This window comes from Hymenobacter sp. GOD-10R (genome assembly GCF_035609205.1).
GTDB lineage: Bacteria > Bacteroidota > Bacteroidia > Cytophagales > Hymenobacteraceae > Hymenobacter.
Map to the genome: position 1 here is coordinate 4,096,161 of NZ_CP141184.1, position 13,985 is coordinate 4,110,145.

Sequence of the window (13,985 nt, forward strand, 5' to 3'; positions counted from 1 at the left end):
GTGAAGTTGTTTGATTCCTCTCGTCGCGCCTTTGTCAAAAAATCGTTGGTAATGGGTGCCGCGCTGCCTTTCGTACCTGTACTGGCCGCCGGTGTAGAAAGCGGCGAGGCTGTTGCCGCCAGCTCCGATACCCCTGTTCCTCTACATTGGCTAGAGGATACGACTAGCACCAAAGCGGTTGGGGTAACCTGGGGAGTGCCGTGGCCCAAGAGCAAGCACAAGAAGGGAACTGCCTTTTCACTACGCAACCAGCAAGGCAACTCGTTTGCCGTTCAAAGCTGGCCCCTCGCTTATTGGCCAGATGGCTCGCTCAAGTGGACTGCTCACGCTGCCTACCTAGCTCCGGTACAGGCGCAAGGCTTGGTACTCAGCCCAGTAAAAGCAGCCAACCCTACCAAGGGCTTAACTGTCATAGAAGCAGCAAACGCCATTACAGTAGATACCGGCGCCATTCGGTGCCAGATCAATAAACAAGGTTCGACGCTCATCACGGCTATCACCAGGGATGGCCGGGCAGTTGCTGCCGCTGGCCGTTTGGTGCTACTAACGCAAGACCGTGTTGATGCGGAAGACGAAGGGGTAACACGTACGCAGGAGTTTACGGGCGAAATTAGTCAGGTAACAGTCGAGCAGTCGGGGCCGGTGCGCGCCGTAATAAAGCTAGAAGGCAAGCACCAGCAAGCGAAGGCAAGTCGGGCGTGGCTGCCTTTCGTGGTGCGCCTGTACTTCTATGCTGGCAGCGAGGCCGTGCGCGTGCTACACACCATCACCTACGATGGCGATGAAAACCATGATTTTATCAAAGGCATTGGTATTCGCTTCGCGGTGCCACTGCACGCACCTCTCCACGACCGGCACGTTCGGTTTGTGGGTGAAGACCAAGGTGTTTTCGTGGAGGCGGTGCGGGGGCTGACGGGCTTGCGGCGGGACCCCGGCGCCACGATCACCAAGGCTCAAGTGGCCGGACAAGCCACCGACGAAAAAAGCTTCCCGGCCGAAGTAGCGGGCCACCTTGACCTGATTCCAGCGTTCGGCGACTATATCTTGCTGCAGCCCTCCGCCGATTCATTTGCTATTCGCAAGCGCACTCGGAAAGGCTTTACATGGCTTAACTCGGCCACTGGCAAACGCTCTGCGGGCCTGGCCTACCTAGGTACCCCGACCGGAGGGCTAGCTTTTGGCATCAAGAACTTCTGGCAGAGTCACCCCGCCCAGCTCGATATTCGCAATGCCGTGACCGATGAGGCTGACGTTACGCTGTGGCTGTGGGCACCCGAAGCACCGCCCATGGACCTGCGCTTCTACCACGATGGACTGGGGCAGGATACCTTTGCCAAGCAGCGAGAAGGCCTCGACATTACGTACGAAGACTATGAGCCGGGCTTTGGCACCCCCAAGGGTGTAGCGCGCACCAGTGAGCTGATGCTGTGGGCTTTGCCTGCTACACCATCGGCGCCTGAGCTATCCTCCCTTGCCACTGCCTTGCAAACGCCACCGGTGCTAGCTTGCACGCCGGTTTACTTGCAAGATAGGGCGGTGTTCGGGAACAACTGGAGTGTGCTTAATCCAGTGTTGCCGGCTAGGGCCAAAATCGAAAAGCAGCTAGCCTGGTACTTTGACTTTTATAAAAATCAAGTCGATCAGCGCTCCTGGTACGGGTTCTGGAACTATGGCGACGTGATGCATAGCTATGATGCGAGCCGCCACGTGTGGAAGTACGACATCGGCGGCTTTGCCTGGGACAACTCGGAGCTTTCGACTGATATGTGGCTGTGGTACTACTTCTTAAGCACAGGCCGCGCCGATGTGTTCCGCATGGCGGAAGCCATGACGCGCCACACCGGAGAGGTTGATGTTCACCACCTAGGTCCGTTTGCGCCTCTCGGCTCGCGCCACAACGTGCTACACTGGGGCGACAGCGCCAAGCAGTTGCGCATCAGCACAGCTGCTAATCGCCGATTCTATTATTATCTCACCGGTGATGAACGCGTAGGCGACTTGCTGCGCGAGCAAGTACCCGCCGCTAAAGCGCTGCTTACTATTCAACCCGGCCGCAAGCTTCCCCAAGACGACCCGCGCAAATCGGGCGTAACCAAAACAGAAGCCTACTGCTCCTTCGGCACCGATTGGGGAGCTATTGCCGCCGCGTGGCTCATGGAATGGGAACGCACCGGTGACGCGCAGATCAAGCAGAAGCTATTGAACAGCATGCAGACGATTGCCGCGCAGCCGCACGGCTTTTTCACCGGCAGCGCTCTGCTGGATGTGGAAACGGGAAAGTTTCGCCTTTCGACGGATACCAAACCGTATGCTCAGCACCTGAACGCAGTATTTGGCCTGCCAGAAGTTTGTGCGGAGCTAATTACTCTGGTAAATATGCCGGAGTTTGAACGTGCGTGGCTAGCCTACTGCGAGTTGTATAATGCTCCCGAAGCCGAACAAGCCGCCCGGCTTGGCCAATCGTTGGGCAAGCTTAACCTTCGCCAGGGCCACTCCCGCCTCACCGCCTTTGCCGCTAATCGTAAGAAAGACAAGAGGTTAGCCCAGCGCGCCTGGGACGAATTTTATCACGCGTCGGGAGGACTCACAACGCACCCGCAAGCGCACCTTCTGAAAGGCCCTGAGGTACTAACCCCAATTGACGAGGTGCCAGACATCTCCACGAATTCGGTGGCGCAATGGGGGCTAGCCGCCATCCAATGCCTAGCTCTGGTGGGTAACGAAATTCCAAATGGGCTATAAAAGCAAAAGCCGGTCAATGACCGGCTCCTGTTCCACAACCAAAACACCTAAAAAACTATTCTTTCGTATTAGCTTCTTACAAGTGTCGTGCCAAGAATAAATCAGCAGTTTGAAAAAAGTAGAATTTAGTTCATCTTCTCGCAAGTGAGTTCCGGTGATGCGGCGGAGTGAGGGATAGCAAATGGCCTTTTCCTCGTAAATTGCCCAGTTGCTACTGCTTTTTCTATTCTCTCATTCTTATCAACTCTCTTGATGGAAGCTCCTCACGACGACTTTATGCGCGAAGCCATTCGCCTTTCAATTGAAAAGATGCAGGCCGGTCACGGTGGGCCATTCGGGGCAGTTGTCGTGAAGGATGGCGAAATCATCGCACGTGGCTTCAACCAAGTTACGAGCACCCACGACCCCACTTGCCACGCTGAAGTTGATGCTATTCGCAAGGCCTGTGCTGCACTTGGCACATTCCAACTAACTGATTGTGACCTATATACATCCTGCGAGCCGTGCCCAATGTGCCTAGGTGCAATTTACTGGGCTCGTCCGCGCCGCGTGTTTTATGGTAACACGAAGCAAGATGCTGCCGCCATTGGCTTCGACGACCATTTCATCTACGATGAGATTGAAAAGCCTCTTAGCGAGCGGACCATCCCCATGCACGAATTATTGCGTGAAGAAGCCCGCGCCGGATTTCGCGCGTGGGAGGAGCATGAGAGCCGCAAAGAATATTAGGAGCTAGGCAGCTTAGCTCCCTAGCGAAAAAAATTTTCTCTTACTACCCAAAACGAAGGAAGCCCGGACGCTACTAGCATCCGGGCTTCCTTCGTTTTGACCTGCCCACAAGATTCGTGCAGTAATTGAACTCAGGCAATTATTTCTTGGATTTATTTTCCGCGCATGCCCATCATCTTGGCCATTTGCGCCATACCGCCTTTCGTTTGGCTCATTTTGTTCATGGTGCGCATCATTTTGCGCATGTCCTCAAATTGCTTCATCAGGTTGTTCACCTGCTGAATATCCGTGCCGCTACCTTTTGCCAAACGCTTGCGGCGTGAGCCATTCAGCAACTCTGGCTGGGCGCGCTCCTGTGGGGTCATGCTCTTGATGATGGCCTCGATCGGTTTGAACGCATCATCATCAATATCAATGTCTTTGATGGCTTTGCTCATGCCGGGGATCATGCCTACCAAGTCCTTCAAGTTACCCATCTTCTTGATCTGCTCTAGCTGCGAGAGGAAGTCGTCAAAGTTGAACTGGTTCTTGCGGATCTTCTGGTTGATGCGCTTGGCCTCGTCTTCGTCGAACTGCTGCTGCGCACGTTCTACGAGCGAGATGACGTCACCCATACCGAGAATACGCTGGGCCATCCGGTCTGGATAGAACATATCCAGCGCCTCCATCTTCTCACCCGTCGAGATGAATTTGATGGGCTTCTCTACCACCGCCCGAATGGAGAGGGCCGCACCACCGCGGGAGTCACCATCAAGCTTGGTGAGCACCACGCCGTCAAAATTTAGACGGTCGTTGAAGGTCTTGGCCGTGTTCACCGCGTCTTGGCCCGTCATGGAGTCCACCACAAACAGGGTCTCCGACGGGTTAATGGCGCGCTTTACCTGCTCAATTTCCGCCATCATCTGCTCATCCACGGCCAAGCGGCCGGCGGTGTCAATGATGACTACTTTCTTGTTGTTTTTGCGCGCGTACTCAATAGCATTCTGCGAAATCTGAACGGGATTCTTATTATCCGGCTCCGAGTACACCTCCACACCCACTTGCTCGCCGAGCACCTTCAACTGGTCGATAGCGGCGGGACGGTACACGTCGCAGGCCACAAGCAGCACGTTGCGGTTTTGCTTCTTGATAAAGCTAGCTAGCTTGCCCGCAAAAGTCGTTTTGCCCGAACCTTGCAGACCCGACAACAACACAACGGCCGGCTCGCCTTTGATAATAATATCCTGCTTTTCACCGCCCATGAGCTCGGTGAGCTCATCATAGACGATTTTAACCATCAACTGGCCGGGCGAAACGGTGGTTAACACGTCGCGGCCCATGGCCTCGTCCTTGATCTTGTCGGTTACTTCTTTGGCAACCTTATAGTTTACGTCGGCATCTACCAGCGCGCGGCGGATTTCCTTAATGGTGGCGGCAACGTTGATTTCCGTGATGCTGCCCTGACCTTTCAAGGTCTTAAACGCACGGTCGAGTTTGGTACTTAAGTTATCGAACATCTGCTGATGTGCTGATTGTGTAGGTTGCTAATGAGCTGAGTAAGCGGCGAAGGAGCCTTGTTCAGCACGATGTTTCGAGAGCGACGCGGCAAGGTACTGCGTCGTTCATCGTAGGCTGCACCGTTTTATTCCTGGCTATATCGACTAAGAAAACAGCATGAAATAAAGTTTCGCTCCCAAAATTAACCAGAAAACCCCGAAAGCCGATACTGCTTACCTTCGTGCTTTCCTTGTACCGCCAAACTTCTTTGCTTCTATGCGTCTGCTCGTGATTACCTACTACTGGCCACCTTCGGGAGGCGCGGGCGTGCAGCGAAGCTTAAAGTTTGTGAAACACCTGCCCACGCTGGGAGTAGAGTGCACTGTCATCACGGTCGATCCGGAGAAAGGGGCCTACCCAGTGCTAGATCATTCCTTGGCCGCCGAAATCCCACCTAGCGTGCGTGTCATCCGGACCGACACGTCGGAGCCGTTTGGTAGCTACAAGAAACTCACTGGGCGCCAACAAATTCCTTACGGCGGCTTTGCTAACGAAAGCAAAACCAGCTTTCAGCAGCGCTTTTTCAAGTTTGTGCGCGGCAACGTGTTCATCCCCGATCCGCGCCGCGGCTGGAACCGGCACGTCTTGCAGGCGGTAGCCGACTTGCTAGCCCAAGGCGCAACGTTCGACGCCGTACTAACCAGCTCGCCGCCGCATTCCACCCAGCTCATCGGCCTAGCATTGAAGAAACGTTATGGCTTGCACTGGCTAGCCGATTTGCGCGACCCTTGGACCGATATTTATTACCATAAGGAGCTGAATCAAACCCCACCGGCTAGGTGGCTGGATGCTTATTACGAGCGCCAAGTGCTAGAGCAAGCCGACGAAATTCTCGTGACCAGTCCCGATACGAAGCGCTTATTTTTGGGGAAATCGCCGCGGCTCGTGGCCAGCAAGTTTCACGTGCTGCCTAATGGCTACGATGAAAGCGACTTCCGTATCCGTTCTACTTCACCTATTGATTGCCTGCTGATTACACACACGGGTACCATCAGCGAGACGTACCACATTGAGCAGTTCCTGGCGGCTTGTACCGAATGCCTCCAACGTCACCCAGATGTGCCGCTACGACTCCGGTTTGTAGGCAAGGCATCGGATGGCGTGCGCCAGCAGATTGAGGAAAACAACCTAGCTCCTCACGTGGAGTTCATTCCCTTTGTGCCGCACGAAGAGTCGGTGCGCTACCTGCTGCGGGCTACGGTGCTGCTCATGGCCATTCCCGACGTGCCCAACAATTTCGGCATTCTGCCCGGCAAAGTCTTTGAGTATCTCGCCTCTAATAAGCCTATTATCTGCATTGGTCCGGTTGGTTCCGACGCCGACCACCTGTTAGAGGAGTGTGGCGCTGGTCGCGCTTTGGCCTATGATGACTACCCTACCATGGTCGAGCACTTGGAAGGCTTGATAGCCCAATGGCGCAAGAACCCCAACCTAGACCTGCCGGCCCTGAACAACACGCGCTACTCACGCAAAGCCTTGACCCAGCGATTAGTAAGCTTAATTCAAAATAAATAGAACGCGCGCTACCCGGCCGCTTTTTGCTTTACTTCACCAGCTTTTCCCAGGCGCCGCGCACTTTGCTAGGAACTCGGCTGGCTAGGCGTGCGCGCCAATCGGCCCAGACAGAATGACCTAGCTGCTGACCTTGCCAAGCTTCGATGGCGGTAGCCACGCCCTGCGCCAACGTACGGTAATGTGCCCGTTGGTAATGACGCAGATTATTGGTTACGTCAGCGGGGGTTTGCACAAAATCGCGCACGTCGATGAGGAAGCAGTTTTCAGCTTCAGCGACGAATTCTGCTAACGCTTGGTTCAGCAGGATGTGGCGCTGCTTGGCCCCGGTTTCATTAGAGGTGGGCACCTCAATTTCGGCGCCGTTGAGTAGGAAAATAGGTACGGCGGCGGGTACTTGGGCGCGAAGCCAATGCAGGTTTGCTTTAAACTCGGCAGGTGTAATCTGGCCAACGCAGTGGAACTCCTCCCTAAAACGACGCAAGAATGCTTCGTCCATGCCCCGGAACCTACGTTGGGCATATTTAGCAACTTGCGCGGCAGGGTCAACCTTCGTAAGATCTTGGTAACCACCAAACGGCACGCTTATCCCGGTGCTTTTCTCCTGGTACAGCTCCTGCGTGTAGTCCATCAGCGGACTGTAGACCAACGCATCAAAGTCCGTGCTCCAGAGCTTAGTTTGAAAGGCCTCTTCGCCGAGGAAAGGCAGACTATGGGCCAGACGTTGCTGCTCCGCTACCGCAAGCTCCCGACTTAGCCGCAACAGCGCAGTATGCTCTACGTGAACGGGTATCTGGTTCTCATTGACGTAGTTAAACTCTTCCTGCACATCTAGTTGAAAGGCTTGCAGAAAGGGTGTCAACTGGCCTAGGTCGCAGCCGCCTTTGAGGAGCACACGCAAATGCGAGCCAGATTGGCTGGTTGCCACAGGCGCCGAGTTGATTTCAGCAACAACGGTTTCCGCCGTAACCACCGTAATCCAGTTGGGTTGCTCGGTTTGGTTTAGTTCTGTTGCTACTTCCCCTTGTACTTCGAGTTGGGGGAAACCTAGCCAAGCGTACGTAAACTGCTCAACTCCTAGGTGCAGAATGCGACAGGAGAACACCAGCTGCTCTAAGCGGTTGTCTGTCAGGTTCAGGCAGTACACCCCCACCAAGCCGTAGTCGCCGAAACGGTCGTGTACGCGCACGGTGCCCCAGCGCCGGTTCGCGTCTGCGAAGCTAGCCTGCAGCTCGTCTTTCGTCACGCGCTGCTTGGTGAAGTTCAGTTGGTTGGAGCGGTTGATAAGCTCCTCAATCCGACCTAGGTCAGGCAGCACGGCGGCGCCTTCGCGGAACTGAATGCGCACGTTGGAGTCGCGCAAAAAAGCTAGGTTGTCTTGGTAGGTGGCGCGCGCCTGCTGCTGTCGTTCGAGCAGCTTGTACTGCTCCAGGCGCGAAAAGCTAGGGTCAGGCTTACCACTAGCACGCAGGAGCGGCGCCAGTTGGGGCAAGTCGGCGGGGTCAGCTATTTGCAGCGCAGGGTTGTAGAACTGCGCCTCGGCCCGGTTTATAGGGTTATCATCCAAGAATAGCGCGTTGGGCGCCCGCAGCTGCATTTTCTCCAACAAGTTCTTGATAATAGGGCCTTTGGGTTGCCAGCTAATCTGCGGAAACACGAATAAGTCGCGGATACCTAGCTCCGTTAACTTGGCTTCGGCGGCGGCAAAGTCATTTTTGCTGACGATGGTATGCACGATGCCACGGGCAGCCGTGTCGCGCACCAACGCTAGGTTCTCTTCCAACGCTTCCACGGCCCCCTCCGACAGCGTGCCGCGCCAAAAGGTATCGTCGAGGTCCCAAATAACAACTTTGACTGGTTCGGGCATATTGGGTAGTAGCGCGAACCGAAGGAGGGCATTAGCCAAGCTCCGGCTGCGCGTGGCGTTGAGCAGTAATCAATCGTTGAAACAAATCAGACGGCAAATGTTCAGCGATGCGCGGAGCCGGAGCTTGGCTAACGCCTTCCTTCGGTTTGCGCGGCAACTACAAAAGTACGTAACCTCGGTTCGGAATGCCTATTTTTGCCGTCCTTATCCTAGCTGGCACCTGCTAGCCTTTCTCTTTTCTATGGCCCTCGACCTCAATCATAAATCTATTCTGGTAACCGGTGGCACCGGCTCGTTCGGCAAGAAGTTCGTGCAAACGGTGTTTGAGAAGTATCCGCAGGTAAAACGCTTGGTGGTGTACTCGCGCGACGAGCTTAAGCAATTCGAAATGTCGCAAGTGTTTCCGCACAGCAACTACCCCGCTATTCGCTACTTCATTGGCGACATTCGCGATGGGGAGCGGCTGAAGCGGGCCTGCGAAGGCATTGATGTGATTGTGCACGCTGCCGCTCTGAAGCAAGTGCCCGCGGCCGAGTACAATCCGATGGAGTGCATCAAAACGAACATCTTCGGCGCCGAAAACGTGATTAACGCGGCCCTCGACTGCGGCGTGCAAGACGTGGTAGCGCTAAGCACCGATAAGGCCGCCGCGCCTATCAACCTATACGGCGCAACCAAGCTCTGCTCGGATAAGCTTTTCGTAGCCGCCAACAACATGAAAGGCGCCCGTAATCTGCGCTTCTCAGTAGTGCGGTATGGCAACGTAATCGGCTCCCGCGGCTCGGTCGTGCCCTTTTTCATGCAGCGTCGGCACACAGGCGTATTGCCCATCACCCACCCCGACATGACGCGCTTCAACATCTCGCTCGAAGGCGGCGTCGACTTGGTGCTATACGCGCTGGAGAATGCCTGGGGCGGCGAAATCTTCGTGCCCAAAATACCTAGCTACAAAATCACGGAAGTGGCCCAGGCAATTGCTCCTGGCTGTCGCCAAGAAATTGTTGGTATTCGCCCCGGCGAGAAGTTGCACGAGGAGATGATCACCGAAACCGACGCGCTAAGCACCGTGGAGCTAGATAAATACTACGTAATTCTGCCCTTTACGCCGCAATGGGATGTCGATAAGTTCATCGGGCATTTCAATGGCAAGCGCGTGCCCGCTGGCTTCCACTACGACTCGGCAAACAACAGCGAATGGCTCAACGCTGAGCAGATCCGCGAGGAAATCCGGGAGCATGTAGACCCCGCGTTTGTGGCGTAGCTCCTCTCTAACTTAGCTATAGAAAAGGCTGCTTTCTGCGAAGAAGGCAGCCTTTTGCTTGTAAATCGGAGTGCGGAAATCCATTCCGGCTCTCAAAACCTAGGTCGATAGCCTTTTTTAATACATCCTTAGCTTAGGACGGCCGCAAGTTGTTTACGGTATAGCCCACCGCTTACCTATCTTTGGCCTGCTATGACTCCTGCTGTTTCTACCTTCCGCCCTACCCGTCCCATCCCCTACGGTCGCCAGCACATCACGCCCGACGACGTGCAAGCCGTAATCGAAGCGCTTCAATCTGACTTCCTAACGCAGGGGCCAAAAGTGGTGGAGTTCGAGCAGAAATTTGCTGACTATATAGGTGTGAAATACGCCGTAGCCGTCAGCAACGGCACTGCGGCGCTGCACTTAGCGGCCCTAGCCCTGGGCGTGCAGCCGGGCCAACGCGTAATTACGACGCCCATCACATTTGCCGCTTCCGCCAACTGCGTGCGCTACTGCGGCGGCGAGGTTTACTTCGTCGACATCGACCCCGTCACGGCGCTGATTGATCTACAACAAGTTAGGAGCTTACTAGAGAGTCACCCGCAAGGCTACTTCCATGGGTTTATCCCAGTTGATTTTGCTGGCTTGGCGGTTGATCTGGAAGAAGCCCGTCAGCTCTGCGACGAGTTTGGCCTGTGGCTGATCGAAGACGCGGCGCACTCACCGGGCGGTTTTTTCACCGATAGCCAGGGCGCGGAGCAATGGTGCGGCAACGGAAAATTTGCCGACTTATCCATTTTCTCCTTCCATCCGGTAAAACACATTGCTACCGGTGAAGGCGGCATGATAACGACGAACCGCGAGGATCTGTACGAAAAGCTGCTGCTGCTACGTACCCACGGCATCACCAAAGACCCCGCGAAGCTGCACAAAAACGACGGCGGCTGGTACTACGAAATGCAGGAGCTAGGCTACAACTATCGCCTGCCAGATATGCTCACGGCCCTCGGTATCAGCCAGCTACGCCGCGCCGACGAGGGCCTAGCTCGTCGACGGGCTATTGCGGCGCGCTACGATGCTGCCTTTGCCGACATGTCCGGTGTGCAGCCTCTCGCCGGAGCGCCCGGTCACGCGTATCACCTCTACGTGATTCAGGTGGCAGACCGCAAGGCCCTTTACGACGCCTTGCGCGAACGGCAGATTTTTACCCAAGTACACTACATTCCGGTGCACACCATGCCGTATTATCAGGAGCTAGGGTGGAAAAACGGCGATTTTCCGCATGCCGAGGCTTACTATGCGCATTGCTTGAGCATTCCTATGTTTCCGTCGCTCACCGATGAAGAGCAGGCGTACGTCATTGCCTGCATCCGAGAGCTTCTTAATCAATAGTAGTCTGTGTTCTCCTCTTCCCCACGCATTGGCGTTATTTCCCAAGCCCGCATGACCAGCACGCGCCTGCCTGGCAAGGTGTTGCTGCCTGTCGCGGGCCAGCCGCTGCTCCACTACCACCTAGCTCGTTTGCAGCAAAGTGAGCTGCCCTTGTACCTAGCTATTACCAGTAACGCCACCGACAACCCATTGGCGGATTTCGCCGCCGCGACGTACTTGCCATGCACGCGTGGCGACGAGCACGACGTGCTGGCCCGCTACCACCAGTGCGCGGCCGAGCATGAGCTAGATCTTATTGTACGCGTCACGTCCGATTGCCCGCTGCTGGATGGGCAGCTCATTGCTGAAGGAGTACGCACCTACCTGCGCCAAGCCGATCCGCGCCTGTATCTATCCAACGCGCTGGAGCGCACCTTTCCACGCGGATTCGATTTTGAGGTCTTCTCCCGGGAGCTGCTGGATGAAGCCTTTTCGCACGCCAAGCTGCCCAGCGACCGGGAACACGTGACGCCTTACATTCACCAAAACCGCTCGGGTCGGGTCCGTTTTCAGCACATTACGCGTACTCCCGATCGTAGCCAGTACCGGCTCACGGTGGATACCGCCGATGATTTTACCCTCATCCGCACCCTGATTGAAGACTTCGGCGCTGCCGAGCTATCAGGAGATGAGCTCATTGCGTTGCTGGATGTGCACCCGGAGCTAGTAGCGATAAACCAGCACGTAGAACAAAAAAAACTATAACCATGGCAGAACGCACGCGCCTCATCTTTCGGGCCGATGGCAACCCCCGCATCGGCCTAGGTCACGTCATGCGGCTGCTGGCGCTGGCGGAGATTCTGCGGGAGCAGTTTGCGTGTGTATTTGCTATTCAGGAACCTAGCCCTGAAGTGCTGGCGCAGTTGCGGGCCGTGTGTGAGGAAGTAGTGGAGATGGCGCCTCAGCCGGCCGCCGGTGAACCTGCTTGGCTCCGGCAGCATGTGCTACGCCCCACGGATGTGCTCGTACTGGATGGTTACGGCTTTGAGCTCAACTATCAAGAAGCCGTGCGCCCGGCAGTGGCCCGGCTAGTTTGCCTAGATGATTTGCACGCTTTTCCTTTCGTAGCTGACCTAGTTCTGAATCCGGCTGGCGGTGTTACGCAGGAACGGTACGACCTACGTACGCCGGGCGCGCGCCTACTGGCGGGGCCGGCGTATGCCCCCTTGCGCACTGCATTCCGCGAAGTTGTACACCCCGTGCCTAGCTCCGCTCTGGCGACTACCATACTGGTCTGCCTAGGTGGCGCCGACCCCACGCACCAGACGCAGCAAGTAACCGCCGCGCTGCTGCAACTACCTGCTACGGAGCATGTGCATGCCGTTGTCGGGAGTGCCTATGCGGGTTGGGAAGGCTTGCAAACCTGGGCGCAGGATCAGGCGCGGCTTACGCTGCACCGCAACTTGCCTGCGGCGGAACTGTGCCAACTCATGCAAACTTGCGGCGCCGCCGTGTGCTCACCTAGTACCATCAGCTACGAATACTGCGCGGCAGGTGGTGGCTTGCTGTTCCTGCTTCCTACGGCCGCTAACCAGCACGACCTAGATTTATTCCTGCGCTTAGCCGGCCTAGCCCTCCCCTACGCCAGCGCCTCCAACGTGCTGACCTCCCCAGAAGCTGACCGCATCAGCTTGCAGCTCCGCCAGGCCCAGCAGCACTACTTCGATGGCCAAGCGCCCCAGCGGCTGCGTCAAGAATTTGCGGCGCTGGTGCTACCTAGCTTTTCTTTACAGTTGCGCCCCGTCGCGCCCGCCGATTCCGAGCAGCTTTTTGAGTGGGCCAATGAGCCAGCCGTCCGGCAACATTCCTTTAATCCTAATCCGATCAGTCTGGCTGAGCACGAGCAGTGGTTTCAGAACCGCTTAAATGATCCTAACTCGATTTTATTAATTGCCGAAGATTCGACCACCCGTCAAGCCGCCGGCCTCATCCGGTTTAGTGTAGAGAATACCGAGGCGACGCTGAGCTACTTACTTGGGGCCAACTATCGGGGCAAAGGGCTAGCTGCGGGGCTTTTGGCAGCCGGTACGTGGCAGCTCTTGCAGCAATTTCCGGCAGTACGACAGGTCGTAGGGCATGTGCAGGCGACGAACCTAGCTTCCATCCGGGCATTTGAGCGGGCGGGCTTTCAAGAGTTATCTTTTTCCGAGACGGCCAACGCTAACAGTCGCACTTTCTACTGGCTATCTTCTGGTATTTATCCTATTTTTAGAGCTTTATTCTATACTACTTAAATGTCTATTCCTACTCTTCAAAACAATGCTGAGCGGGCTCAGCATACGGTTCTGCTATTGTGGCTTTTGATTCCGATTCTTCTTCTCTTTTCAACATCTAATTTTCTGCTTTTGCCGGGAAAAGCAGTCAATGAAAATGAAGTACTTAGCTGGTTAACGCTTGCTACAGCACTTGCCCTACTAGGGGTGACCCTGGCGGCCGTCATTTACTTTTTTAGTTGGTTTCGAAGGGCTTACGCCAATTTACAGCGTGCTGGCTGCCGCACGGAACACTCCAATGGCTGGGCTATCGGGGCCTGGTTTGTCCCAATTCTGAATCTATTTCGCCCTTACTCCATCATGCGGGAGATATGGGATGATACACACCGGCTGGCGTATGGGACGGAGCCGCCGCGTCCGCTGCTTGGCTGGTGGTGGGCTAGCTTTTTGGTTATGAGCATCATGAGTCGGGTATCGAATAGCTTGAGCGACCAGGATAAAACCGCGCAACAGCTAGAAAATGCCGCCATCGGCGATGCTATTCATAGCTTATTTGTGGTGGTGTTCATTCTGCTGACTATTGCCATTATCAAGCGGGTGGCAGTTGCGGAAGAGCAACTGCTGCTTCGCCAGCAAGTCAATAGCATTGGGGAGCTAGCCCCGGAGCCTGTCGACCTAGGTGCTACCGAAGAGGAGCACTACTATTGAACAA

The 13,985-nt window shown here is 55.6% G+C and carries 10 protein-coding genes; 8 read left to right on the plus strand and 2 right to left on the minus strand.

The window, feature by feature from the left end:
- Both SD425_RS16280 and SD425_RS16285 read left to right on the plus strand, forming a co-directional pair.
- Positions 1 to 2,742 (plus strand): Tat pathway signal sequence domain protein, encoded by a 2,742-nt coding sequence (locus SD425_RS16280; RefSeq protein ID WP_324670996.1) that lies wholly within the window; start codon positions 1 to 3, stop codon positions 2,740 to 2,742.
- 252 nt (positions 2,743 to 2,994) lie between these two features.
- On the plus strand, positions 2,995 to 3,471 hold the full coding sequence (locus SD425_RS16285) for a nucleoside deaminase (protein ID WP_324670997.1): 477 nt from the start codon (positions 2,995 to 2,997) through the stop codon (positions 3,469 to 3,471).
- Positions 3,472 to 3,623: 152 nt separating this feature from the next.
- On the opposite strand, the gene ffh is transcribed toward SD425_RS16285, so the two are convergent.
- Entirely contained in the window at positions 3,624 to 4,967 is a 1,344-nt protein-coding gene (ffh, locus tag SD425_RS16290; protein ID WP_324670998.1) for a signal recognition particle protein, read from the minus strand.
- 256 nt (positions 4,968 to 5,223) lie between these two features.
- On the opposite strand from ffh, the gene SD425_RS16295 reads away from it, so the two are divergent.
- Positions 5,224 to 6,522 (plus strand): glycosyltransferase family 4 protein, encoded by a 1,299-nt coding sequence (locus tag SD425_RS16295; protein ID WP_324670999.1) that lies wholly within the window; start codon positions 5,224 to 5,226, stop codon positions 6,520 to 6,522.
- Positions 6,523 to 6,550: 28 nt separating this feature from the next.
- On the opposite strand, the gene SD425_RS16300 is transcribed toward SD425_RS16295, so the two are convergent.
- A complete protein-coding gene (locus SD425_RS16300; RefSeq protein WP_324671000.1) occupies positions 6,551 to 8,386 on the minus strand; it encodes a hypothetical protein in 1,836 nt (611 codons plus the stop codon).
- A 241-nt stretch (positions 8,387 to 8,627) separates the two neighbouring features.
- On the opposite strand from SD425_RS16300, the gene pseB reads away from it, so the two are divergent.
- The 5 genes from pseB to SD425_RS16325 all read left to right on the plus strand — a co-directional run bounded on the left by pseB (position 8,628) and on the right by SD425_RS16325 (position 13,981).
- On the plus strand, positions 8,628 to 9,647 hold the full coding sequence (pseB, locus tag SD425_RS16305; protein WP_324671001.1) for a UDP-N-acetylglucosamine 4,6-dehydratase (inverting): 1,020 nt from the start codon (positions 8,628 to 8,630) through the stop codon (positions 9,645 to 9,647).
- Between the two features lie 192 nt (positions 9,648 to 9,839).
- On the plus strand, positions 9,840 to 11,021 hold the full coding sequence (pseC, locus tag SD425_RS16310) for a UDP-4-amino-4,6-dideoxy-N-acetyl-beta-L-altrosamine transaminase (RefSeq protein ID WP_324671002.1): 1,182 nt from the start codon (positions 9,840 to 9,842) through the stop codon (positions 11,019 to 11,021).
- Positions 11,022 to 11,027: 6 nt separating this feature from the next.
- Positions 11,028 to 11,765 carry a glycosyltransferase family protein gene (locus SD425_RS16315; RefSeq protein ID WP_324671003.1) on the plus strand — a complete coding sequence of 246 codons (738 nt, stop codon included), beginning with the start codon at positions 11,028 to 11,030 and terminating at the stop codon, positions 11,763 to 11,765.
- A 2-nt stretch (positions 11,766 to 11,767) separates the two neighbouring features.
- Entirely contained in the window at positions 11,768 to 13,294 is a 1,527-nt protein-coding gene (pseG, locus tag SD425_RS16320; protein WP_324671004.1) for a UDP-2,4-diacetamido-2,4,6-trideoxy-beta-L-altropyranose hydrolase, read from the plus strand.
- Positions 13,295 to 13,405: 111 nt separating this feature from the next.
- On the plus strand, positions 13,406 to 13,981 hold the full coding sequence (locus SD425_RS16325) for a DUF4328 domain-containing protein (protein WP_324671005.1): 576 nt from the start codon (positions 13,406 to 13,408) through the stop codon (positions 13,979 to 13,981).
- Positions 13,982 to 13,985 lie beyond the last annotated feature (4 nt).